This window comes from Serratia sp. PL17 (assembly GCF_017832355.1).
Lineage (GTDB): Bacteria > Pseudomonadota > Gammaproteobacteria > Enterobacterales > Enterobacteriaceae > Serratia.
The window spans coordinates 84,756-108,740 of sequence record NZ_JAFIBY010000001.1 but is presented as its reverse complement, the minus strand read 5'-3'; the positions used below and the strand labels follow the sequence as shown (position 1 = coordinate 108,740).

Genomic DNA, 23,985 nt, shown 5'->3' with positions numbered 1-23,985 from the left:
CCTTGTGTGTGTAAAGGTAAAGGTAAAAGTGAATAAATACTCAATGGATCTGATTGGCGTCCTCGCCATACAACTGGTGCAGTATCCGTTCGTTCAATTGCGAAGGGTGCCCGTCAAACACGATCTTGCCCTGGGCAATGCCGATCACCCGGGTGCAATATTCTTTCACCAGCTCGACCGAATGCAGGTTCACCATGACCGCAATGTCGTTTTCACTGACTTTTTGCAGCGCATCCATAATGCGACGGGTGTTTTTCGGATCGAGTGACGCCACCGGCTCATCGGCCAGCAGAATTTTGGGGTTTTGCATCAGCGCACGACAGATAGCCACGCGCTGCATCTGGCCACCTGACAGGTTCTCGGCACGCTGTAATGCATGCGGCAGCATATTGAGCCATTGCAACAGTTCGATAGCGCGTGCACGGTCGGCGTCATCAAACACTTTAAAGAAGGATTTCAGGGTAGAGGTGTGGCTCAGACGGCCCAACAACACGTTGGTCATTACATCCAACCGCGGTACCAGGCAGAAGTCCTGGAAGATCATGCCGCAACGGGCGCGCCACTGACGCATCTGACGGGCGGAAAGCTGAGCGATATCCTGCGCGATGCCGTCGTCTTCAAAGTGCAGCATCTCACCACAGCTCGAAGGGATCGTCCCGTTCAGGGTATGAAGCAACGTGGATTTACCGGCGCCGGAACGCCCGATCACCGCTACAAACTCACCCGCGTGCAGGTCGAAGTTGATATCGTCCAGCACCTGTTGCTGAGATTTATACGCTTTACCTAAGCCTTTTACCGATAACACCTTGCGAGAGGGGATCGGTTGTTGCCCTGGAAAGTCAGTCGGTGCAAGTTTTAACAGTGCCTGAGCCATATGATTTCTCTGGTTTCAGTGGCTAATCATTATGGGCACCTATTAACGAATAACTTTGTGACAACGGGATGATGGTTTTATGGCTAGGAAATGACGCATAACGCCATTTCCCGATTGGACGATTAAAAGTGAATGACCCCCTTAATGAGCTGAGGGTTGTTGATCACCTGCGCTTCGTAAGCCTGTGCCAGGCCGTCAAAATCAAAGTGATGGGACAACATCATTTCAGCGGTGATCTTCCCTGCCGCCATCAGGCGGCCGACTTTGACGAAATCCTCTTCGGTCGCATTGCGGCTGCCCATCAGGGTGGCTTCCTTTTTATGGAACTCAGGATCTGGGAACTGCAGGTCCCCTTTGAACAATCCGACAAAGATGATGCTGCCACCGTGGCGAATAAGGTTAACGGCATTATTCATTGCCTGTTGGCTCCCGGTCGCATCAATCACTTTAGCCGCCAGCATACCGCCGAACTGCGCGCGCAATGCCGTTTCAAACCGCTCATCCAGCGGGTTCAATGTGGGCAGTTGCAATGCTTGTTCGACATGCTGGCGCCGTTCATCGCGGGTATCGGCGACCACCACCCGTGCACCGTCGGCTTTGGCAATCGCCGCCACCCCCAACCCGATAGGCCCGGCCCCCACCACCAGCAGATGATCACCCGGCGCCACAGTGGCACGACGCACCGCGTGCGCACTGATAGCAAACGGCTCGATAAGCGCTGCCGCCTCTGGCGCTACGTCATCCACCGCCAGCAGATTATTTACCGGCACGCTGAGGTATTCGCTGAAACCACCATCCTGATGCACCCCAATCACCGAAATATTCTCACAGCAGTTGGTTTTGCCGCTCAGGCAAGCACCGCAATGATGACACGAAAGATACGGTATTACCGCGACACGCTGCCCCAGTCGCCAACCTGTGGTTTTATTCCCCAAGCTAATAATTTCACCGCATATTTCGTGGCCCAAAACCCGCGGATAGCTAAAGAAAGGCTGATGACCAGACCAGGCATGAATATCCGTTCCACAAATACCGACGGTAATCATTTTTATCACCGCCTCCGTATCCGCAGGTACGGGTGTCTGGCGTTGTTGATAAATTAATTTTTTGGGCTGTTCACACACTAATACCTTCATTGTTTTCATGGCGTCCCCTTAGATCGTTGGGAACGTTATTAAACAAAATGACCCTGCGATATTAAGCCGGAAAGAAAATCTGTGAGGCAGTACAAAATAAACCGCTTTAAATTGGTTTTAAATAAATAAAAAACATCCGAGACTCACCATGAGCAGAACCCAAAACCTGCGCCACAATGTCGTTAACCAGATGATCGACGGTATCAATAATGGTCACCTGCGCTCTCCGCTTCCTTCTCAGGCAGCCCTGGCCGAAATGTACAACATCAGCCGCACCACAGTGCGCCATACGCTAACGCATTTTTTCCAGCGCGGCGTACTGGAAAAGGTGGGCGATGACTACGTCATTTTGCGCCAACCTGCAGCAGAGGACGGTTTCGACTGCCAAAGAGCCGCCCTGGACGAACAAGGCCAAAGGTTCGAAAAAGCGTTTTATCAGATGATCAATCAGAAACAACTCCGTGCCGGAGATACCTTCACCGAACTCCAGCTATCGCGTGCAGTCAACGTGAGTCCTGTGGTGGTGCGGGAATTTTTGCTGCATTTTAGTCGGTATAATCTGATCGACAGCGTCAAGCGCGGGCAATGGAGCATGAAGAAGTTTGACCAGCGCTATGCCGAGCAACTTTTTGAACTACGGCAGATGCTGGAAACGCACGCTCTGTCCCACTTTATCAACCTTCCGGCACAGGATGCTCGCTGGTTGCAGGCGAAAGAGCTACTGAGCCGCCACCGCCAGCTGCGGGAAAACATCAGCGACAACTACCGCCTGTTCTCCCAATTGGATCGCGATTTTCACGGCTTGATTCTCTCAGCCGCTAATAATCCGTTCTTCAATCAATCTTTGGAGATCATTTCGGTGATTTTCCACTTCCATTATCAATGGGATGAAACCGATCTTAAACAACGCAATATCGTGGCAATTGAAGAACATATGACCATTCTCAGTGCACTTATCTGCCGCAATGATCAAGAGGCGATCAACGGCCTGCATCGCCATCTGGATACGGCCAAGCAGTCGATGATCCGTTCAATCAATCAAACGTTCCCATGACAAACCGTGATGTTTTTTATTAATAAAAAGCATCACTACGCCATTTAGAACCGATAAAGAACAGCAAAGTAGTAACTGCAGCACGGAACCGTGACAAAACAGCCCACCAAAATATTTCGCCCTCTAGGCTTACTGCCGACCACCTGCTAATGCCTTCATTAAAATACTGTCCAGGGGAACACCCGGAATAATAAATATTATTAATGCGTAATTCTGGAGGACTGAATGGAAAGAAGTAATACGATGACTACCGGAAAGGAACAGCCCGAAACCTATTCCGACCACATAATTCCGATGCCACCTGAAGGAATGCTGGTTCGCTCAGCAAAAATAAAAAAAATTCAAACCACGGCCATGATCCTGTTATTTATGGCCGCAATAATAAACTTTCTTGACCGCAGTTCTCTCTCAGTGGCGAACTCCACCATCCGGGAAGAAATGGGCCTGAGCGGGACCGAAATTGGTTTACTGCTATCGGCATTTTCCTTGGCCTACGGTATCGCCCAGTTGCCCTGCGGCCTCTTACTGGACCGAAAAGGCCCGCGTATCATGCTGGGCATTGGCATGTTTGTCTGGTCGGTGTTCCAAACGCTGTCCGGCATGATCCATAACTTCACGCAGTTTATCTGGGTGCGTATCGGGTTGGGGATAGGTGAAGCGCCGATGAACCCCTGTGGGGTGAAAGTGATCAATGACTGGTTCAACATCAAAGATCGCGGTATGCCCATGGGGATTTTCAATGCCGCCTCAACCATTGGGCTGGCTGTGAGCCCGCCGATCCTGACAGCCATGATGTTGGCCTTCGGCTGGCGCGGCATGTTTATCACTATCGGCGTGCTGGGGATCGCACTGTCGATAGGCTGGTACATGTTGTACCGCAACCGACAGGACGTCAGTCTGAGCGCTCAAGAACAGGCCTATCTGAACGCCGGCAGCGTCAGAACACGGCCTGAGCCGATGAACTTCCGCGAATGGCGGGCGCTATTCAGGAACCGCACCATGTGGGGCATGATGATTGGCTTTAGCGGCATCAACTATACCGCTTGGCTATACCTGGCCTGGCTGCCGGGCTATCTGCAAACCACCTATCATCTGGATCTAAAAAGCACCGGGCTGATGAGTGCCATCCCTTTTCTGTTTGGTGCCGCCGGTATGTTGTCGAATGGTTTCGTCACCGATTTTCTGGTGCGCCGCGGCATGGTTCCGCTTAAAAGCCGTAAAATATGCATCGTCGCAGGCATGCTGCTTTCCGCTTCCTTTACCGCCGTCGTTGCTCAAGCCACCACGACCTACAGTGCGGTGTTATTAATCGGCATGGCGCTGTTCTGCATCCACTTTGCCGGTACCTCCTGCTGGGGCCTGATCCACGTCGCGGTCACTTCACGTATGACCGCCTCAGTGGGTAGCATTCAAAACTTCGCCAGCTTTATCTTTGCCTCGTTCGCGCCGGTCGTCACCGGCTGGATCCTGGATACCACTCACTCTTTCAGTCTGGCGCTCACGCTGTGTTCCTGCTTCACCGTCATCGGTGCACTGTCTTATATCTTCGTGGTTAAACACCCGATTGTTGAGGAGGCAGCCTGACCCCCCCCCCCCTCTTATTGTCGAGGGGGGAATGTTCAATTCAGCGTAAAGAAATCCAGCCCCAACGCGGCCTTCACCTGTCCCAGCGTTTGTCGGCTGGCCTGGTCGGCACGTTGGGTGCCCTGTTGCAGAATGCGCAGCAACTCCCCCTTGTCAGCCATGTATTCTGCGCGTCGGGTGCGGATCGGCTCCAGCAGGCTTTGCAGACAATCTTCCAACAGGCGTTTGATTTTCATGTCCCCCAACCCACCACGGCGGTAATGCGCTTTCAGCTCTGCCACCAACGCCGTATCTTCACAGAAAGCATCCAGGTAGGTGAACACCATATTGCCTTCAACCCGGCCAGGATCCTTGACGTTCAGGTGGCCTGGATCGGTAAACATGCTCATTACCGCCTTATGCACCTGGTCGGCATCGGCACCCAGGGTGATGGTATTGCCACGCGATTTTGACATCTTGCCCTGCCCGTCCAAGCCCGGCAGGCGGCTCACATTACTCAGCAAAGGCTGGCATTCCGTCAATACCGCTCGGCCGACAATACGATTGAAACGCCGCACAATTTCGTTGGTCTGCTCCAGCATGGGCAGTTGATCTTCGCCGACGGGAACATGGGTGGCGCCAAAAGCCGTGATATCTGCCGCCTGACTGACCGGATAAACCAGAAAGCCCGCGGGCAGGCTACGGGAAAAGTCTTTTTCGATAATTTCACTTTTTACTGTCGGGTTGCGTTCCAGCCGCGCCACGCTGACCAGATTGAGGTAATACATCGTTAATTCGGCCAGCGCCGGCAGTGCAGATTGCAGGCAAATCGTGGTTTTGTGCGGGTCGATACCGACAGCCAGGTAATCAGCCACCAGATTAAGCACGTTGGTGCTGATTTTTTGCGGATCGCTGCCGTTATCGGTCAGCCCCTGTAAATCGGCTACCAATACCGTTTGCTGATGCTGATGTTGCAGCTCAACGCGTTGGCGCAGCGATCCGACGTAGTGGCCTAAATGTAGAGATCCGGTTGGGCGGTCGCCGGTCAGAATGGTGTAGCTCATTGCATTGCTCCTGAAAGTAAAGACACCACCGGATCAACGCAATAAAAATGCCGCCAGAACCGGCGGCATTTAAAAGAGGTGTGAATACCCGTGCCGCCTTTAGAAGAGGCGCCACCAGGACTGGCTGCAAATAGAGTGCATCGGTATATTCATGTTTTTACGGTACGCCCCGGTATAAATGTTGTCAATAACCGAAGCATGCCAGGGAGCTTAAAAGCAGTCAGAAACGAATTTCTGCCGTCGGCAGCGCATCGATCAGTACGCCGAAACTTTTGATGCCAGACAGGGTGGCATTGTGATGATCGCGAATCTGCTGGCCGGTGGCATGCGCTTTGTCATGGCTGGTATGCGCATCGGCCGCCAGGGTAACGGGATACCCCAATCCTGCCGCGCGGCGGGTGGTGGTATCTACGCAAAACTCGGTGGAATAACCGCAGATAACCAGATGCGACACGCCATTGGCAACCAACAGTGGACCAAGCCCGGTGCGCAGGAATGAGTCCGGCGTGGTTTTTGCCACCCGATGGTCGGCGTCGTTCACCTGCAAGCGTGGGTCAACCTGCCAGGCTTCACTGCCATGAGCCAATTCATCGCCTGCGGTCTGATGCTGAATGAAAATAACCGGGACGCCAGCCTGGCGGGCACTGGCGCTTAAGGTGTTAATACGATCGATCGTGGCCTCGGCATCTGCCGGCGGCGGCGTAAACAGCCCTTTCTGCACATCAATAATCAACAGCGCTGACTTCATGATAACCCCAGTGAATAGAATCGGAAGTTAGCATACCGGTTGGCGCGGGCGGAAGATATGGTCAACCCCCTGCTCACGCAGCTTATTCACCAACTCATGGCCCCCATTCGGCGTGGCATGTGCCAACAAACGCTCCGCTTCAAAGACCGGGCTGGCCCAGAAAATATTGACCGGGTCGCCATACTGCTTAGGCAAACTCAGATGCTCGCTGTACGGATAAAACGACGAAGACAGCACGTAGCCCTCATAACCCTGCGGCGCAACGTCAGACTCCAGAGTATGCCCTTCACCAAACCAGGTAATTTTCGCCCAAGGCGCATGAGCAAACCCGGCCAATGCGCTGGCCATCTGTACCGCATTCTCTTCGTTCATGTATTGACCATCGATGGCGATGCCCATTTCCATACGGCGATAGCGAGATGCGTCGTCATTAAACAGGATTTCCACCCACGGCATCGGCCGGATGCTGACGCCCATGGTGAGAAAATAGTAGATACCCTCACGTTCATGCTGAGTAATGGCCATCGGCGGCCATTTGCCCTGATCGATGGCATAGTATTTCACCGAAGGGCCAAAATGCTGCTCGTAACGCGCCTGATAATCGCTCTGCATTTTTGGCCACGGGTTGCCTTCTTCACGCTGCCAGCTACGCCAGAACTGGCGGGTATTTTCCGCCAGCGCATACTGAGTATTGGTCGACGCGGAGCCAAGTGGATAAGCCAACGGGCTCTCTTTGATACAGCTGGCGGAATAACACACCGAATGGTCGATATACAGACTCCAGCCGGGGATCACCGCCAACAATTGACCGTAATACCACAGCGCCGCACCGTCATCACTCTCTGTCCAGACCACCATCAATCCTTCTGGATTCAATGGTGCTTCGCCTTCCAGATTACGGCAAAACTCGGCCGCCAGCATCGGTGGCTGGCCCAGCGCCAGCGCTGCGCTGTCTTCTTGCTGCGGGGCCGCCGCCAGGTTACGTAACCAGCACGCACTCACCTGAAAACGTTCGCTTTCTTGTTCTGAGGGATAAATATAAAAATAGGCAGCCCGATGATCTTGCTGAACCACCGCCACCAGCGTCTGGTTCTCATTACTGACTTCAGCAAGTACGTGTGACTCGTTCATATAACCTCAAATAGGGTCGAGGTGCAGAATAATTGCTGCACGCTAAATAAAATGGAAATTGGCTTATGCCCAGTGTAAAGCGCATTAACGGCCGGATCACCCGTAAAAGTCTCAAAAGTGGTCCTAAACCTGGGATTCTTGATGACAATTATAGGGTGTGATGGCTCAGACAGACCGGCCAATTCGGCGTAAGGCTCGCTGATAGGACCCGTTGCGCATTGAGGAGCGCAGCACTTTACCGACGCCCGCGGTACCGACGCGTACCAGCCGCTGGCGCAATACACCGGGTTCAAAACCAAACTGCCGCTGCGCCCAATCCGGCAATAGATCGATGCCTGCCTGCATCACCAGGGCACCAAAAGGCCGTGCCAGCGTGCTCGGTGCCGGGGCGGCCAGCAGAATGCGCGCCACTTCCCGCGTGCGTTCATCGCACACCAACTGAGGCCGCATCCGTTGTAGGTAGTCCTCCACCGCCGCACAGGTGGTTGGAATATCGCGTGCACCCAAGGCAGCGGCTACGCGCGCCGTTTCACCGTAATAACGGTCTTGCTGATCGCAAGGAAGATGAGGGTTGCGGTAGCGCAAATGGCTGGCCAAAAAACAGCTGCTTTCCACCACGTGTACCCACGTGAGCAAGTCAGGATCGCTGGCGGCATAGGGCCTGCCATCGCTGCTAATTCCGTTGACCTTCAGATGAATCGCTTTCACTTTGGCGATCAGCCGTTCGGCCTCTGCGGTAGGGCCAAAGGTGGTGACGGAGACAAACTGGCTGGTGCGGCGCAAACGTCCAAGCATATCGTCACGGAAGTTGGAATGATCCCACACCCCGGCCAGCGCCAAGGGGTGCAGCATCTGCAACAATAAGGCGCTGACGCCGCCGCACAGCATTGAGGTGAAATCACTGTGCACCCGCCAGATGACCGACTGTGGCCCAAACAGGCCCGGATCGCCCGGCGGATTCTCAAAATCGATACCGCCGAGTGCCAGCCCGGTCAGACTGATTACCTGTTTTTCTATTGCTGCGCGTATGACTTCCATTCCGCTGACCCCGCTTACGTTTTGGCGGTCAGTGTAGCACGTCGTGGGGAGGCGCTTTTAACTCTGCGGGTCGCGATCGTTGAGCAAGACAATTTTGCCGGCAAAGCTACGGTCCTCCAGCCGGCGATGAGCCGCGGCCCCGTCGCTCAGTGGGAAGGTTTCGATATGCGGCACAGCAAATTCGCCGTTCTGCCAACTGCTGAACAAACGCTCGGCACGTTCACGCCGCGCTTTGCCACTGTTGAGATATGTCCAAAGATCGCCACCGACCACGCCTTTGGAGTCCATCATCAAGCTGTAAGCCGAAATTGCCGGTGCCTCGCCGCCCGCCATGCCAAAAGTCACCACTCGGCCACCGGGGCGCAGTGCGTCAATGCTCTGTTGCAACGTGATACCCACCGAGTCAAAACCGTACTCCACGCCGCCGTCGGTCAATGCGGCAATTTGTGCAACCCAGTCTTGCTGATAGGTGAAGGCCGCCGCTGCGCCGTTATTCATCGCAATCTGTTGCTTATGTGCTGAAGACACTAGGGCGTAAACCTGCGCGCCGCGTGCAACCAGCATGCGAGTCAGGATCTGCCCAACGCCCCCCGCCGCTGCATGCACCAGCGCGCGATCGCCTGCCTTAACCTGCACGCTGTCATTTATCAGATACTGCGCCGTGAGCCCCTGCAACAAAATAGACGCGGCTTCTACGTCGCTTAGCGCCTGGGGCAGCCGTAATGCATGTTCTACCGGCACATTGATGCGCGTAGCATGGCAGAAAGGCACATCGGCAAAACCGATTCGCTCGCCGATCTGCCAACCTTCGACACCCTCACCCACGGCAATAATGGTGCCCACACCTTCGTAACCGCCAATATGTGGCGGATTGCCGTGCAGCACGTAATTGCCCTTGCGACGGTAGATGTCAGCAAAATTCAACCCGGCAGCCCCCATTCGCACCTGCACAGCACCCGCCGGTACCGCAGGCGTCGGCAGTTCAAGGTATTCGAGCACGTCTGGCCCGCCAAATTGTTCAAACGCTAATGCATGCATGTTGCTGCTCCGGGAAATTTCCGCCAATAACGCACTGACGGTCGATAGAATGATTATCGCAAAGCGCTATAATCAAGCACAGTGGCCCACAGCGCATTCAGAAAACACCCGAGGTTTATAATGGACCGGTTAACCAGCATGGCGGTGTTTGTTCGCGTCGTGGAAAAAGGCAGTTTTGTCGCCGCCGCCGAGGAGATGGCTATCTCCCCAACCATGGTAGGCAAACATATCCGCCACCTGGAACAACGGCTGAATGCACCGCTGCTCAACCGTACCACCCGCAGGCAAGGGCTGACCGAGGCCGGCCGGGTGTTCTATGAACGCTGCCGTCGCCTGCTGGCCGATGCCGACGCCGCCGAAGCAAGTGCACGAGCCCTGTTGAGTTCCCCGAGTGGCCTGCTGCGCATCAGTGCCCCCGTCACCTTTGGCAACCGCGTTTTAACGCCAATCCTGACCGAATTCCTCCAGCAGCACCCGGAAGTAGAAGCCGAAGTGGTGCTATCAGATCGCAAAGTGGACTTGATTGAGGAAGGTTACGAAGCCGCGTTTCGCATTGGGCCAGTAGCGGATGACGGCCTGGTCGCACGAGCCTTGCCCGATTACCGCATGACATTGGCAGCTTCGCCAGACTATTTGGCACAGCACGGCGTACCAACGCGGCCTGAACAGCTTAGTACGCACAGCTGTTTCGGTTTCAGCCAGTGGGAGGGCAACCACGTTTGGCGATTACAGGGGCCACACGGGGAAGTCAGCGTGCCGGTCAGGCCACGTCTGCGGATGGACTCTGGCGAAGGGGTGCGCCGCGCTGCGTTAGCCGGTTTTGGCGTCGTGTTACATGCCAACATGTTGCTGGATGACGATATCGCCGCCGGCCGATTAATACAGGTGTTACCCGACTATTGGCCACACCCGCGATCGATGCATTTGGTCTATCTGCCGGAACGGCGGCAGTCAGCCAAACTGGAAGCTTTTATCGCCCTGACCGTCGCCAAACTGTGGGGGCGCGTTTAAAATAAGTGGGTTCAATCATGGGGATTTCTATGATCACTATCAGAGCACGCGCAGCGGAAGATAATGCGCAACTGGCGGAGATTTGGCAGCGGTCGGTGCGCGCCACTCACCATTTTCTCACTGAAGAAAACATCGCTCAACTTTACCCGTTGGTACTCAACGACTATCTGCCCTCGGTCAACGTTTGGGTGGCGGAAGATAGGCCAGGCCATCCTTGCGGCTTTATTGGGCTTGATGGCAACAAGGTAGAGATGCTGTTTATCGATGCCGAGCAGCGTGGCAAAGGCGTTGGTAAAGCGCTGCTGACACACGCGGAATCGTTGCATAACGAATTGCAGTTGGACGTCAATGAGCAAAACCCGCAGGCCAGCGGATTTTACCGCCACTACGGTTTTGAAATTACCGGTCGCTCTGCGCTCGACGGTCAGGGTAATCCTTTCCCGTTACTGCACATGAAACTGACCAAACGTTAAATAACTCCAAGCGGTCAGCGTGCGTTCTGGCCGCCATTTTCCCATCACTTCCGCTCATCATTTTATATATCAAATCAGAATAACTAATAGAATTTACATTCTTCCTGTCACTATCAACCCCCGGTAGGATTGCCCTGTATTCACCAGCAACAGACGTCCCGCCTGCCCTTATCCCCAGAAACCGAACCCTGTCCGGTGTTACGCGTTCCAGGCGGAATGCTGTGATGTATTAATAAGGATTCGCTTCTCTATGATCGTTCTTTCGAACGTTTGCAAAACTTTTGATAGCACACAGGGCCGCGTTGTCGCGGTGGATGATGTGAGCCTTGCGGTAGAAGCCGGGCAAATCTACGGCATTATTGGCTATAGCGGTGCAGGTAAAAGCACCCTCATCCGTTTGCTTAACGGGTTGGAATCCCCCACCAGTGGCAGTATTCAGGTCGACGGTTTCGATATCGCCGGTGCCAGAGGCAACGCGTTACGCGAGGCGCGGCTGAAAATCAGTATGGTGTTTCAGCACTTCAATCTGTTGTGGTCGCGCACCGTTAGCCAGAACATCGCGTTCTCAATGCAAATTGCCGGCGTGCCCAAGGCACAGATTAAGCCGCGCGTGGCAGAACTGATTGCGCTGGTGGGTCTGCAAGGCCGTGAAGATGCCTACCCGTCACAGCTGAGCGGCGGACAAAAACAGCGGGTCGGCATTGCCCGCGCATTGGCCAATAACCCAGGGGTCTTATTGTGCGATGAGGCCACCTCGGCGCTCGATCCCCAGACTACCGATGCGATTCTTGAGTTGCTGTTGGATATCAACCGCAAACTCAACCTGACTATTGTGCTGATCACCCATGAAATGCACGTGGTACGAAAAATCTGCCACCGCGTAGCCGTCATGGAAAATGGCCGCATCGTCGAAGAAGGCCCAGTGATCGATGTTTTCACCCGTCCACAGCAGTTGATTACCCAACAGTTCGTCAGGCAGGTTTCGCAGTATCAGGAGACCGAGGAAAGCTTCAATCCCCTGCTCGCTAAACATCTGCCAGGCGCAATCTTCAAATTGACGTTTGTCGGCGTACAAACCCATCAGGCCGTGATTTCAGAGGTGATCCTGCGCTACAGGGTGAGCATTAACATCCTGCACGGCAAAATTAGCCAAACTCTGAATGGATCCTTTGGTGAGCTGTATATCCACGCCGAAGGCAACTGTCTGCAAATCGACAGCATGTTGAACTTACTGAAAACACAAGAAATCGCCGTTGAGGTCATTAAACATGATTGAATCACTGTTCCCTCACCTGCGTATTGACCAACTGCTGAGCGCCACCTGGGAAACGCTGTACATGACGGGCATTGCCGGGTTGGCAACGCTGGTGCTTGGCATTGTATTGGGCGTGCTTTTGTTCCTGACCTCTCGTGGGCAACTATTGCAAAACCGCGTCGTCTACTCGCTAATCTCAGTACTGGTCAACGTGTTCCGCTCTATCCCATTCATCATTTTAATCGTGTTGCTGATCCCATTCACCAAGACGCTGATCGGCACCATTTTAGGGGCCGATGCTGCGCTGCCGGCGCTGATTGTTGGCGCGGCGCCATTCTATGCGCGGCTGGTTGAGATTGGCCTGCGCGAAGTGGATAAAGGGGTCGTCGAAGCAGCCCGCTCCATGGGCGCTAAAACCAGCACCATTATCTTCCGCGTGCTGCTGCCGGAATCCTCTCCGGCATTGGTTTCCGGCATTACCGTCACACTGATAGCGCTGGTGAGCTATACCGCGATGGCAGGGGTGATTGGTGCAGGCGGTCTGGGTAATTTGGCCTATCTGGAAGGTTTTCAACGCAATCACGGTGACGTAACGCTGGTGGCAACGCTGACGATCCTGCTGATCGTTTTCGTTATCCAATTCATCGGCGACACCATTACAACAACGCTCGATAAACGATAAATAACCAGGGAATAATGATGATGAAAAAGCAAATGATGATGCTGGCTTTCGCCTCTCTGACCGCACTGGCGTCTTTTGGTGCAGCGGCGGAAACCAAGCTGGTGGTCGGCGCATCCAATGTGCCCCACGCGGAAATCCTCGAGCAAGCGAAGCCGATTTTGGCGAAGGAAGGCATTGATCTGGTGATCAAACCTTTCCAGGATTACATCCTGCCAAACACCGCGCTGGCCAGCCACGACATTGACGCCAACTATTTCCAGCATGTGCCTTATCTGAATTCGGTGCTGAAGGACCATGCCGGTGATAAAAGCTACGACTTTGTCAGCGCCGGTGCCATCCATATCGAACCTATCGGCATCTACTCCAAGAAGTATAAAAGCCTGAAGGATCTGCCAGACAACGGCAAAATCATCATGCGTGACGCCGTGGCAGAAGAGGGGCGAATTCTGTCAATCTTTGAGAAGGAAGGCGTAATTAAGCTGAAGCCGGGCGTGAGCAAGGTGGATGCGCGTATCTCCGACGTGGTGGAAAACCCAAAACATCTGAAGTTCCTGGCAAACGTGGAAGGGGCGCTACTGCCGCAGATGTACAACAACGATGAAGGGGATGCGGTAGTGATTAACGCCAACTACGCCATCGATGCCGGGCTGAATCCGACCAAAGATCCAATCGCGGTCGAAAGCGGTGAAAACAATCCTTATGCCAACATCATCACCGTACATAAAGCCGACGTTAACAAACCAGAGATTGTGGCACTGGTAAACGTGTTGCATTCCAAAGCGATTCAGGACTTCATCCGCCAAAAATACCAAGGCGCCGTGATCCCTGTTAACCAGTAATACACACAAAGGCCGCAGTAATGCGGCCTTTCGCCTTGTTGAATGACACCCGCTCTGCCCTAGACTTTATTGCCCACCTGACTCAGGCGCGGCCACACCAGCATCAATGCATCCAGCAAACGGAATAAATCCTCACGGCTTGCCCCTTCACGCGCCTGAACGGACATCCCTTCGACAGTACAAACGATATATTTGGCCAACAACGCGGTATCGGTTTTCGCCAACAACTCCCCCTGCTGCACCTTGCGGTCAAAGCACGCGCGCAGGCTGGCTTCATTCGAATGATGTTTTTTACGCAGCATCTCGGCGACGTCATCAGACGACGACGACAGTGCCGCAGACGCACACACCATAAAGCAGCCGGAAGGCGTATCCGGGTCGGTAAATACTTCAGCCGAAGAACGCACATAGGCTTCAACGATTTCAGCGACCGGCAGATCCCGCTCCAACAGCTGATTGGTGCAAGTGGTGTATTTTTGCAGATAACGTTCCACTGCCGCGCGGAACAGCCCTTCTTTGTTGCCGAACTCCGCATAGAGCGTCGGCGCTTTGGCCCCGGTCACCTCAACCAGATCGGACAGCGACGTCGATTCATAACCATGCCGCCAGAACAGATCGAGTGCGCTATCGAGCGCACGGTCACGATCAAACTGTTTCGGTCTGCCACGCGTTTTTTTGGCACAGACGTCTTCATTGATACTCATAGACCCTCTCTTATCCTGCCCCGCAGCAGGGCTTACGAATTAAATTAACGATCATTATAAAAAAATATTGCGCTCCCGTCGAGAAGCGATTAACATTTAATTATCGATCGTTAAGTAATCATAACGACACAGAGTAATCAACCCAGTTTACGCACCTAGAATAGGAAATAACATCATGAAAAACTTAAAAATGACTCTTGCAGCTCTTGCTCTGGCCTCGGTTTCTTTCGGTAGCTTCGCCGCTGACCTGGTCCATAACCAGCCGGCGGATCAGCAAGAATCCGGTGTGATTACCGTCAGCGGCGCTTCCGATCTCAGCTCACTGGAAGCCAGTTTGGCAGCCAAAGCGGATGCAGCTGGCGCAAAATCATTCCGCATCATTGGTGCCGGGGGTAATAACCAACTTCACGGAACCGCAGTAATCTATCAATAACAGTAGGTTATACGTAATTCACTGCCAAGACGATCGTAACCGACCTCTTGGCGGAAGAAGCCTAAAAACAAATTAATTAACGAACATTAAAAAAATAGTTGCAAATCGCCGAACAGGCGTCTAACATTAAATTATCGATCGTTAATTAATTTAACGACCCAACGAAAAAACATCGTACAGAATATTGAGATAGGAAATAAGACCATGAAAAACCTGAAAATCACCATCGCTGCTATCGCACTTGCTTCTGCCTCTTTCGGCAGCTTCGCCGCCGACCTGGTTAACGCTCAACCGACAGATCTGCAAAAAGTCGGGGTGGTTACCGTCAGTGGTGCTTCCGACCTGACCAGCCTGGAAAACAAGCTGGCAGCCAAAGCAGATGAAGCCGGCGCTAAATCATTCCAGATCATCTCAACAACCGGCGACAACAAACTGCACGGTACTGCGATCATCTACAATTAATTGCTGATTCGGCAATTGTGCAAAGAGGCGGCCTTGGCCGCCTTTTGTTTTTTCCCCCTACTTTCAAGATCTGTTGTAGTCTGTAAACACGCCCCCATAACAACCTCCCAACAACGTCCATGACACCATTGCTATTCCACAAATATCAGGGCCTGGGTAATGACTATTTGGTATGTCATCATTCAGTTGCCGCACGGCTGACTGACCAACAGATACGTATGCTGTGCCATCGCCATTACGGTATAGGCTCGGACGGTTTGCTCATAGACAGCGGAGACCGCATAAATCCTACGCTGCGCATTATTAATCCGGACGGTTCCGAAGCGGAAAAAAGTGGCAATGGCCTGCGTATTTACGCCCGTTATCTTTTCGATATTGGTCGCGTTAGCCACCTGCCGTTTTTGGTACACACTGCAGGCGGCGACGTACGCTGTCAGGTCAGTGAGGATAAACACCAGGTTCGAGTAGAAATGGGCCGAGCCAATTTTGCACCGGCAGCCTTGCCGGCACTGATCGACTTGCCTGAAGTTCTCAACTACCCGCTGCAATTAGCTGACGAAAGCGTCAAGGTTTCTTTGGTGTCGATGGGCAACCCGCACTGCGTGGTTCCCGTCGCCCGGCTTGATCTGGCTCAGGTTCACCGACTGGGGCCACAGATCGAACATCATCCGCTGTTTCCCAAGCGAACCAACGTGCAATTGGTGGAAGTGATAGATCGCAATACGCTGCGCATTGGCATTTGGGAACGTGGCGCCGGGTTTACCATGGCCTCTGGCAGCAGCAGTTGTGCCGCCGCCAGCGTGATGCGCAAACTGAATCAGGTTGGCGATAAAGTTAGCGTACATATGCCCGGCGGCCAGCTACAGATTGGGATCAGCGACGACTTTGACGTCACCATGCTCGGGCCGGTGCATAAAATCGCCAGCGTGACGCTGGACGAAGACTGCTTTGTCGGCGGCGAAAATGCACTGCGCTGAAACACGTTGCGGATAATGCGAACATCAGTCGCTTCGCAGGTTCTTGAGCATATAGATATTGCAGCCGTGATGGCCCGTGTTACCGCGTTTCTCCGTCAACAAGGTGAAACCCAGCGCATGATATAGTCCCAGTGCTTCCTTCAGTTGTTCCGTGGTTTCCAGATAGCAATAACGGAACCCTGCTGCTCGCGCGGCTTTCAGCGCCTGTACCACCATATAGCGCGCCATACCCAGCCCACGCACGCTGGGTTTGAAAAACAGCTTTTGCAACTCACAGTAACCCGCATCTCCCCCCACCAAAGGTGCGATACCAACCCCACCAACCACTTTCCCCTCTTGTTCCAGCACCCAATACTTGCCACCGTTATCCCGGTAAACGCCCGTCAAACGATCCAGATCGGGATCGTGCAGGCTTACACCGTCCATTTTGTCCATGCAGTATTCACGGAATACAGCGCAAATAATACCCGCCATCGCTGCGTCATCTGCCTCGGTTATCGGGCGAACCCGTAAAGCGGCATCACGCTGTTTGCGAGCACTGCGTAATGCCGCAGCCATCTTTTTCATCGTCGCGGTCGTGTCTGCCAGCTCATCGTCGTCCAGCTGTGCCAAGGCGTCCTGCATAAAACCGTCGGCATTGGCATCAATCGACGCCAGCGTTTTGCGCCCCAGTTTGGTGAGTTGGTTCAGGTTATGCCGTTTATCATGGGGATAATCCACAGCCTCAATCATGCCGGCGGCAACCAGACTGCGCACTGCACGGCTGGCACTGGCCTTATCAATACACAGCCGGGTTGCCAGGCAGGTAACGCCCAGCGGCAACGTGCTGATCTCAATCAGAATGTGGATCTGCAACGGCGAAAAACGCGTCCCATTACTTTGTTTATTCAACATGCCCAGCTCTCTGACCAGACTGCGTGACAATGCCCTGAAATCTCTGATGTCCATAGTCAATCTTCCTGTCTCGGCGGGCAGTGAAACCCACCGCTTAGTTGATAGTGTTATCTAATTTTCACTACCATAACGGATATTTGTTCGGGGATAAATATCGATCAGGCACGACGGCAAGGGCCAGAGGATAGCGTCAGCAGAATTACCTTCTTCATTTAGCTAAATTGAAAAAATAAAAAGCCAATTAATTTAGGTTAAATAAAGAATTAATCAGTTAAAAAACAGCCAATAAAGTAAAACGGATAAGATAAGAATAATGACCTTACTCAATTCATTGTATTTAAATGAGTTATTAAAATTACGATGACAACCAATATGTCGATATTAAGTTGTATTTTGTTACACATCCATGGCAGGATCACGGCGTTTAAATAGTCGCAGTGATTCCCCCGCCTGTTTAAACCCTGGGCGTAAGGCGGTTTGTCTTGCGCTGTTTTATCATCATGGAGAGATTGCACCTCAATGAATAAATCACTCGTTATCTGTTCAGTCGCCCTTTCTGTCAGCCTGCTGACCGGGTGTGCCACAGAATCCTCGCGTTCTCTGGACGTCCCTAAAGTGGCGTCTTACAACACCAGCTACCAAGGCCAACGCAGCCCTATCTCCGTCGGCAAATTCGATAACCGTTCCAGCTATATGAACGGCATTTTCTCTGATGGCGTCGATCGTTTAGGTAACCAGTCCAAAACTATCCTGATCACTCATCTGCAGCAGACCGGTCGTTTCAACGTCCTGGATCGCGCCAATATGGATGAACTGAAAACCGAAGCGGGCATTCAGGGCAAAACCCAGACGCTGAAAGGCGCCAATTACGTGATCACCGGTGATGTTACCGAGTTCGGCCGCAAAGAAGTGGGCGATCACCAGCTGTGGGGCATTCTGGGACGCGGTAAAACACAGGTGGCCTATGCCAAGGTCAACCTGAACGTGGTCAACGTACAGACCTCAGAAGTGGTTTACTCCACTCAGGGTGCCGGTGAGTACCAGCTCTCCAACCGTGAAATCATCGGCTTCGGTGGCACCGCCAGCTACGATTCCACCCTCAACGGCAAAGTTCTGGATCTGGCAGTCCGTGAAGCGGTCAATAACCTGGTTGCCGGTATCGAAAGTGGCGCATGGCGCCCTGCTAACTAACGGAATAGAAGCAGAAAGATGATAACTAAAAAAATGGGTGGGGTGCTGGTTGCAGCAACCCTGCTGGCAGGCTGTGCCGCGCCAAAAACGCTCTATAACTGGGATGGCTACCAAACCTCGATTTATCAATATTACCAGCAGGATGGCCTCAGCCCTGAGCAACAGATTTTGACGCTAAAGGAAATCGTGGAAAAATCCCGCGCCAAGGATAAAGCCGTGCCGCCAGGCCTGCATGCGCAACTGGGCCTGCTGTACAGCAAAACCGGTAATACCGGGCAAGCCATGACCGAATTCAATACGGAAAAAACGCTGTTCCCGGAATCGGCGCCGTTTATGAATTTCCTGATGGCCAAGGATAAGGGGAGCTTTAAATGAACCGTGCATTAGGTTTCTTCAGCATCGCTGTCACTTTGCTGCTGAGCGGTTGCGCCAAACAGGCTCCATATGATTATGCGGCGTTCCACGAGAGTAAGCCAAAATCAATCCTGGTACTGCCGCCGGTCAATCAGTCGCCGGATGTCAAAGCCAGCCACAGCGTGCTTGCCAGTACTACGCTGCCGCTTGCAGAAGCAGGTTACTATGTCCTGCCCGTCGCCGTGGTCGAGGAGACGTTCCAGCAAAATGGCCTGACTAACGCCAACGATATACGCGCCGTTAGCATTCAAAAGTTGCATAAGATCTTCGGTGCCGACGCGGTGCTGTATCTGGACGTCGTTCAATATGGCACCAGCTATATCGTGATTAACAGTGAAACGCGCGTTACCGTAAACGCCAGGTTGGTCGATCTGCGTAACGGCAAACAGCTCTGGGCTGGCAGCGCAACTGCCTCCAGCAGCGAAAATAACAACAATGCTAGCGGCGGTCTGCTGGGTATGGTGATCAGCGCGGCCATCGCGCAAATTGCCGACACCATCAGCGACAAAGGCTTCGATATTGGCGCCATTGCCAATACGCGCCTACTGTCGGCAAACGGTAATAATGGTGCCATTTTGTATGGCCCGCGCTCACCGCATTACGCCAGTCAGCGTTAACCCTCAGGGCGGCGCATCCAGCCGCCCGAATCGAGTTTCCCTTTTGCCAAAAGTAGCCCATGCTGTAACAGGATAGGATGGGTTGCGGCTCATCTTGCACCTCCTTTTGGCCAATTAGGGCGGCTTGCTCATGACGAAAAAAACCACGTTGCTGCAGTTTTTCCATTGGTATTATCCCGACGGCGGAACGTTATGGCAGGAAGCCGCCGAACGCGCCGCACAGATTGCCGAATTGGGCATTACCGATCTGTGGCTCCCTCCCGCGTACAAGGGCGCATCCGGCGGCTATTCGGTCGGTTACGACAGCTACGATCTGTTCGATTTAGGCGAGTTCGATCAAAAAGGCAGCCGCGCGACCAAATACGGTGACAAAGAGGCGCTGGCCCAAGCCGCCACGACGTTACGCGACAACGGCGTGCGGGTAATTTATGACGTGGTATTCAACCATAAACTCGGCGCCGACGAGAAAGAACAGGTGCACGTGTATAAGGCGGACGCCAATAACCGCAATGATATTAACGATCAGGGCTTCGATGCACTGGCTTACACCCGCTTCACCTTCCCCGGCCGACAAGGCACCTACTCTCAGTTCATTTGGAATTACACCTGCTTTGGTGGCGTTGATTACGTCGAACAGCCTGATGAGAAAGGCGTATTTAAAATTGCCAATGACTACGGCGACGACGGCTGGAACGATCAGGTCGGCGACGAGAAAGGCAATTACGATTATCTGATGGGCGCCGACGTTGAATTCCGCAATCCGGCTGTGGTGGAAGAACTGAAATACTGGGCACGCTGGCTGATGGAAACCTTGCCGTGCGATGGCTTCCGTCTGGATGCCGCCAAACACATTCCGGCCTGGTTCTTTAAAGAGTGGGCTGACCACATACGTGACAGCGCACAACGTGATCTGTTTATCGTTGCTGAATACTGGTCGCACGATTTGACCGCCCTTCAGCAGTATATTGACCTGGTCGATGGCAAAGTGATGTTGTTCGACGTAGCCTTGCACCTAAAGTTTCACCAGGCATCGAAACAGGGGGACGGGTTCGACATGGCACAAATTTTCACCGATACCCTGACTGCCGCCGATCCCGCACATTCGGTCACGCTGGTCGCCAACCACGACACTCAACCGCTACAGTCGCTGGAAGCGCCAGTCGAACCCTGGTTCAAGCCACTGGCTTACGCCTTGATCCTGTTGCGCGAACAGGGCGTGCCTTGCGTGTTCTATCCCGATCTGTACGGTGCCAGCTATAAAGACAAAGGCAGCGACGGCCAGGAATACCAAATTGATATGCCGATCATCCCTGAACTCGAAAAGTTGATTCAGGCGCGACAACGTTTTGCCAACGGCGTGCAAACCGATTATTTTGATGATAAAAACTGCGTGGCTTTCAGCCGAAGCGGTACCGCCGACGCTCCTGGTTGCGTCGTGGTGCTGACCAATGGGGCTGAAAGCGGCAAAGCGGTTTCGCTGGGTGCTGAACTGGCACATAAAAACTGGCGCGATCTGCTTGATAATCGGCAGGATGAGGTCACCACCGATGAAAACGGGAAGGCGACTTTTCCGGTTAACGGCGGCAGCGTCAGCGTTTGGGTTTTGGCAGAAACCCTGTAGAGAATGCGCCGTTGCGGCAATGTGTCGCAGCGGCGACAAACTAAATTTTGCCTTTCGGGTCTAAATGAGGGTAACACCTTAGCAAACCATTCACACCGGAGCCTAAATAGGGTACAAGGCTGCATGAAAATTCCAAAACGACTCCAGCCATTGGTAGATGATGGTTTAATCGACGACGTCATCCGCCGTTTGAAAAGTGGCAAAGAAGCCGACGTGTTTATCGTGCGCTGCGGCGAAGAGATCCGCTGCGCCAAAGTTTACAAAGAAGCAGACAAGCGTAACTTCAAGCAGGCCGTGAACTACCAGGAAGGCCGTAAAGTACGTAACAGCCGCGATGCACGCGCCATGAGCAAAGGCTCTAAGTTCGGTCGCCAGCAGCAAGAAGAAGCCTGGCAGAATACGGAGGTCGATGCGCTGTATTTGCTCGCCAAAGCGGGCGTGCGCGTGCCGCAACCAGACATCTGTCTGGATGGCGTGTTGTTGATGGAACTCATTACCGATGAAGAAGGCCTGGTGGCCCCGCGTTTGAGCGATGTGACCCTGACGCCGGAACAGGCAAGGGCCGATCACGCACTGATGATGAACTACGCCGTGCGCATGCTGTGCGCCGGGCTGGTACATGGCGACCTGTCGGAATTCAACGTGCTGATGGACAAAAACGGGCCAGTGATTATCGATCTGCCGCAGGTCGTGGACGCCGCCGCCAATAACCACGCCAAAAGTATGTTCGAACGCGATATCAATAACATGTCGCATTATTACGGCCAGTACGCGCCCGAACTGCTTGGCAGCAAGTACGCTAAAGAGATTTGGGCGTTGTATCAAGAAGGCAATCTAACGCCGGCAAGCGTGCTGACAGGCAAGTTTATCGAAAGCAATAAACGCGCGGATGTCGGCTCAGTTCTGGAAGAAATCCAGGCGGCAAGCGAAGAACACCAGCGCCAGCTGATGGCCCGCAACGAAGAAGATTAAACGCTGCCCCGGTCATGTCCCCGTGACCGAGGGCTATTCAATTCTGAAGACGTCAGGATGGCGCTCCGACGCTGCCTCATGGTAAATGTCCCCCAGATAACCGGCAATGTCATCCTCGGCCAATTCATCTGGCAACACGATGTCGTGGCTACGCGCATATTTTCGCTCCGGCAAGGTCACGCGAAAGAGCTGCCATTCTGCTCCCACCCGTTTGACGCCCAGCAGGCGACCGAACACGTTAAAAATCATCATCGCACTCCCTCCAGCGCATATTTTACGCTATAACAAGCTAGCCCCTCGCGCCAGAAAGGAAAGCCAATGACCGAAAATGTACCGCAGTTCTGGCGTGACCCGCTGCTCCCGTTCGTGGAAGCCCGTGCCATTGAAGATGGCCGCAAGGTCTGCTACGCCTTACACAGCCATGAGATCTTTTCCATCGGTGCCATCACCGATGGCACCAGCATTTATATTAACGGTAGCCAACAGTTGCAGGTCAGTACCGGGGATGTGGTGATAATTAACCCGCAGCAAGCCCATGCCTGCAATCCAATCGGTGACCAGCGATGGTCGTACATCATGTTTTATATCGACGCCGTTTGGCTGGGTAAATTGCAGCAGGAAATCAGCGGGGGCGAAGGGGGGTTTATCCCGTTCAACCCGGTGCTCAGCCGTGATCCTGCCCTGTTCAATGGCCTGAATCGGCTTTATGCGCTCTTGATTGACCCACAGCGCGGCCATCTGGAAAAACACATTGCCCTGATAGAGTATTTCTCTGAACTGCAAATCCATCAGGGCAACGCTCGCACGCCAACAACCGAGCACCCCAGGCTGGAAACCGCGGCGGCGTTTATCAGCACGCATTGCACTCAGCCGCTGACGTTAGAAGCCATTTGTCAGGCCGCCTCACTGTCACCGTCTTACCTGATTCGCGCTTTTAAACAGCGTTACGGTATGACACCACACGCCTATCTGGTTAATCGACGTATTCAATTCGGCCACCGGCTACTAAAACGTGGATACCCCATTGCCGCAGCCGCCAGCGAAAGCGGCTTCGCCGATCAGGCGCACTTTCAGCGCACCTTCAAACTGCTGTTGGCCGCAACCCCCGGCCAGTATCAAAACCCACGCTAAACACCGTCGGCCAACAGATAGCAGGCGCTGGCCGCCAACAACAACGCCATCAAACGATTAAAACGCCGCACATTACGGGCCTGTTGCAGCAGGCCCGTGAGCATGGCACCCACATAGGCCCAGCAAGCCACCGACGCATAACAAATCACAAAGTAAATCACCGCGAACTGCCACAACAGCAACCGATCGCCGTCGGCGACAAAGGCCCCCAAGCTTGCCACCGAAGCCAGCCAAGCCTTGGGATTTAGCCACTGCAACAGTGCGCCATACCAAAAAGACGGCGCTTGCGCCTGGCTGCCGTTACCCAGCCGCCCGTCATCAAACGCCAATTGATAGGCCATAAACAGCAAAAATGCGATGCCAGCCCACTGGAGCACCTGCGTCAGCACCGGCCACAACAGCAACAACTTGTGCAGCCCGAGCCCTATCAGGATTAACAACAGAGTAAACCCCAGTGTGGCGCCAGAGACATGGCGCAGGGTGGCGCGAAAACCGAAGTGTGCCCCGGCGCTCAGCGCAACAATATTGACCGGACCGGGGGTAATCGAGGCGGCCAGCGCAAAAGCGGCCATCGAAAGATAGATATTCATTACGGGCACCTGAGAAAGAGTTCACAGATGCCAGCCTGACGATTCGGGCGCGCGCTGTATTGAACAAAATTAC

Annotated in this window: 27 protein-coding genes; 16 read left to right on the top strand and 11 right to left on the bottom strand. The window is 53.5% G+C overall.

All coding sequences use genetic code 11. The features are described from left to right. Positions 1-40 precede the first annotated feature (40 nt). Both phnC and JOE25_RS00555 read right to left on the bottom strand, forming a co-directional pair. Complete coding sequence (gene phnC / locus JOE25_RS00560; protein ID WP_209632279.1) at positions 41-874, bottom strand: phosphonate ABC transporter ATP-binding protein; 834 nt, start codon at positions 872-874, stop codon at positions 41-43. Positions 875-996: 122 nt separating this feature from the next. Next, positions 997-2,019, bottom strand: a complete 1,023-nt coding sequence (locus tag JOE25_RS00555; RefSeq protein WP_209632278.1) for a zinc-binding alcohol dehydrogenase family protein — start codon at positions 2,017-2,019, stop codon at positions 997-999. 139 nt (positions 2,020-2,158) lie between these two features. Between JOE25_RS00555 and JOE25_RS00550 the strand changes: the two genes are divergently transcribed. Both JOE25_RS00550 and JOE25_RS00545 read left to right on the top strand, forming a co-directional pair. Further along, positions 2,159-3,064 (top strand): GntR family transcriptional regulator, encoded by a 906-nt coding sequence (locus JOE25_RS00550; RefSeq protein WP_209632277.1) that lies wholly within the window; start codon positions 2,159-2,161, stop codon positions 3,062-3,064. A 243-nt stretch (positions 3,065-3,307) separates the two neighbouring features. Then, positions 3,308-4,648, top strand: a complete 1,341-nt coding sequence (locus tag JOE25_RS00545) for an MFS transporter (RefSeq protein ID WP_245209722.1) — start codon at positions 3,308-3,310, stop codon at positions 4,646-4,648. A gap of 35 nt (positions 4,649-4,683) precedes the next feature. On the opposite strand, the gene trpS is transcribed toward JOE25_RS00545, so the two are convergent. From trpS to JOE25_RS00520, 5 genes are all read right to left on the bottom strand, one after another. Then, complete coding sequence (gene trpS / locus JOE25_RS00540; RefSeq protein WP_209632275.1) at positions 4,684-5,691, bottom strand: tryptophan--tRNA ligase; 1,008 nt, start codon at positions 5,689-5,691, stop codon at positions 4,684-4,686. Positions 5,692-5,911: 220 nt separating this feature from the next. Beyond that, positions 5,912-6,439: a cysteine hydrolase family protein gene (locus tag JOE25_RS00535; protein WP_209632274.1), complete on the bottom strand. Its 528-nt coding sequence runs from the start codon at positions 6,437-6,439 to the stop codon at positions 5,912-5,914. A gap of 27 nt (positions 6,440-6,466) precedes the next feature. Beyond that, the gene (locus JOE25_RS00530) at positions 6,467-7,570 is read right to left on the bottom strand and encodes a suppressor of fused domain protein (RefSeq protein ID WP_209632273.1); all 1,104 of its coding nucleotides are present in this window, start codon (positions 7,568-7,570) and stop codon (positions 6,467-6,469) included. A 165-nt stretch (positions 7,571-7,735) separates the two neighbouring features. Further along, positions 7,736-8,608, bottom strand: a complete 873-nt coding sequence (locus tag JOE25_RS00525; protein WP_209632272.1) for an oxygenase MpaB family protein — start codon at positions 8,606-8,608, stop codon at positions 7,736-7,738. 57 nt (positions 8,609-8,665) lie between these two features. Beyond that, positions 8,666-9,646 carry a quinone oxidoreductase gene (locus JOE25_RS00520; protein ID WP_209632271.1) on the bottom strand — a complete coding sequence of 327 codons (981 nt, stop codon included), beginning with the start codon at positions 9,644-9,646 and terminating at the stop codon, positions 8,666-8,668. A gap of 120 nt (positions 9,647-9,766) precedes the next feature. Here JOE25_RS00520 and JOE25_RS00515 point away from each other — a divergent pair, with 120 nt between their 5' ends. From JOE25_RS00515 to JOE25_RS00495, 5 genes are all read left to right on the top strand, one after another. Next, the gene (locus JOE25_RS00515) at positions 9,767-10,657 is read left to right on the top strand and encodes a LysR family transcriptional regulator (RefSeq protein WP_209632270.1); all 891 of its coding nucleotides are present in this window, start codon (positions 9,767-9,769) and stop codon (positions 10,655-10,657) included. Positions 10,658-10,686: 29 nt separating this feature from the next. After that, positions 10,687-11,130 (top strand): acetyltransferase, encoded by a 444-nt coding sequence (locus JOE25_RS00510; RefSeq protein ID WP_061806970.1) that lies wholly within the window; start codon positions 10,687-10,689, stop codon positions 11,128-11,130. Between the two features lie 250 nt (positions 11,131-11,380). Beyond that, a complete protein-coding gene (locus JOE25_RS00505; RefSeq protein ID WP_209632269.1) occupies positions 11,381-12,406 on the top strand; it encodes a methionine ABC transporter ATP-binding protein in 1,026 nt (341 codons plus the stop codon). Further along, complete coding sequence (locus tag JOE25_RS00500; protein WP_209632268.1) at positions 12,399-13,067, top strand: methionine ABC transporter permease; 669 nt, start codon at positions 12,399-12,401, stop codon at positions 13,065-13,067. The genes JOE25_RS00505 and JOE25_RS00500 overlap by 8 nt, the downstream gene beginning before the upstream one ends. Positions 13,068-13,087: 20 nt before the next feature. Continuing rightward, positions 13,088-13,906, top strand: coding sequence for a MetQ/NlpA family ABC transporter substrate-binding protein (locus JOE25_RS00495; RefSeq protein WP_209634120.1), 819 nt, complete (start codon positions 13,088-13,090; stop codon positions 13,904-13,906). A gap of 59 nt (positions 13,907-13,965) precedes the next feature. Here JOE25_RS00495 and JOE25_RS00490 read toward each other — a convergent pair whose 3' ends face one another. Further along, positions 13,966-14,610: a TetR/AcrR family transcriptional regulator gene (locus JOE25_RS00490; RefSeq protein ID WP_209632267.1), complete on the bottom strand. Its 645-nt coding sequence runs from the start codon at positions 14,608-14,610 to the stop codon at positions 13,966-13,968. Positions 14,611-14,785: 175 nt separating this feature from the next. Between JOE25_RS00490 and JOE25_RS00485 the strand changes: the two genes are divergently transcribed. The 3 genes from JOE25_RS00485 to dapF all read left to right on the top strand — a co-directional run bounded on the left by JOE25_RS00485 (position 14,786) and on the right by dapF (position 16,482). After that, positions 14,786-15,043 carry a YdgH/BhsA/McbA-like domain containing protein gene (locus tag JOE25_RS00485; RefSeq protein ID WP_209632266.1) on the top strand — a complete coding sequence of 86 codons (258 nt, stop codon included), beginning with the start codon at positions 14,786-14,788 and terminating at the stop codon, positions 15,041-15,043. 204 nt (positions 15,044-15,247) lie between these two features. Continuing rightward, a complete protein-coding gene (locus tag JOE25_RS00480) occupies positions 15,248-15,505 on the top strand; it encodes a DUF1471 domain-containing protein (protein ID WP_037425152.1) in 258 nt (85 codons plus the stop codon). A gap of 119 nt (positions 15,506-15,624) precedes the next feature. Then, positions 15,625-16,482 carry a diaminopimelate epimerase gene (gene dapF, locus JOE25_RS00475; protein WP_209632265.1) on the top strand — a complete coding sequence of 286 codons (858 nt, stop codon included), beginning with the start codon at positions 15,625-15,627 and terminating at the stop codon, positions 16,480-16,482. 24 nt (positions 16,483-16,506) lie between these two features. Here the strand turns inward: dapF and JOE25_RS00470 are convergent, their stop codons facing one another. Continuing rightward, on the bottom strand, positions 16,507-17,430 hold the full coding sequence (locus JOE25_RS00470) for a bifunctional helix-turn-helix transcriptional regulator/GNAT family N-acetyltransferase (RefSeq protein ID WP_209632264.1): 924 nt from the start codon (positions 17,428-17,430) through the stop codon (positions 16,507-16,509). Between the two features lie 465 nt (positions 17,431-17,895). Between JOE25_RS00470 and JOE25_RS00465 the strand changes: the two genes are divergently transcribed. The 5 genes from JOE25_RS00465 to JOE25_RS00445 all read left to right on the top strand — a co-directional run bounded on the left by JOE25_RS00465 (position 17,896) and on the right by JOE25_RS00445 (position 22,191). After that, positions 17,896-18,567 (top strand): CsgG/HfaB family protein, encoded by a 672-nt coding sequence (locus JOE25_RS00465; protein WP_209632263.1) that lies wholly within the window; start codon positions 17,896-17,898, stop codon positions 18,565-18,567. An 18-nt stretch (positions 18,568-18,585) separates the two neighbouring features. After that, positions 18,586-18,942 (top strand): DUF4810 domain-containing protein, encoded by a 357-nt coding sequence (locus JOE25_RS00460; protein ID WP_209632262.1) that lies wholly within the window; start codon positions 18,586-18,588, stop codon positions 18,940-18,942. Next, a complete protein-coding gene (locus JOE25_RS00455) occupies positions 18,939-19,598 on the top strand; it encodes a DUF799 domain-containing protein (protein WP_209632261.1) in 660 nt (219 codons plus the stop codon). Before JOE25_RS00460 ends, JOE25_RS00455 begins: the two co-directional genes overlap by 4 nt. Positions 19,599-19,728: 130 nt before the next feature. Further along, entirely contained in the window at positions 19,729-21,219 is a 1,491-nt protein-coding gene (gene amyA / locus JOE25_RS00450; RefSeq protein ID WP_209632260.1) for an alpha-amylase, read from the top strand. 123 nt (positions 21,220-21,342) lie between these two features. Next, complete coding sequence (locus tag JOE25_RS00445) at positions 21,343-22,191, top strand: PA4780 family RIO1-like protein kinase (protein ID WP_037425137.1); 849 nt, start codon at positions 21,343-21,345, stop codon at positions 22,189-22,191. 33 nt (positions 22,192-22,224) lie between these two features. Here JOE25_RS00445 and JOE25_RS00440 read toward each other — a convergent pair whose 3' ends face one another. Then, positions 22,225-22,443 (bottom strand): hypothetical protein, encoded by a 219-nt coding sequence (locus JOE25_RS00440; RefSeq protein WP_209632259.1) that lies wholly within the window; start codon positions 22,441-22,443, stop codon positions 22,225-22,227. A 66-nt stretch (positions 22,444-22,509) separates the two neighbouring features. Here JOE25_RS00440 and JOE25_RS00435 point away from each other — a divergent pair, with 66 nt between their 5' ends. Continuing rightward, positions 22,510-23,322: an AraC family transcriptional regulator gene (locus JOE25_RS00435; RefSeq protein ID WP_209632258.1), complete on the top strand. Its 813-nt coding sequence runs from the start codon at positions 22,510-22,512 to the stop codon at positions 23,320-23,322. Here JOE25_RS00435 and JOE25_RS00430 read toward each other — a convergent pair. Next, positions 23,319-23,912 (bottom strand): LysE family translocator, encoded by a 594-nt coding sequence (locus JOE25_RS00430; protein WP_209632257.1) that lies wholly within the window; start codon positions 23,910-23,912, stop codon positions 23,319-23,321. The genes JOE25_RS00435 and JOE25_RS00430 overlap by 4 nt on opposite strands. Between the last annotated feature and the right edge of the window lie 73 nt (positions 23,913-23,985).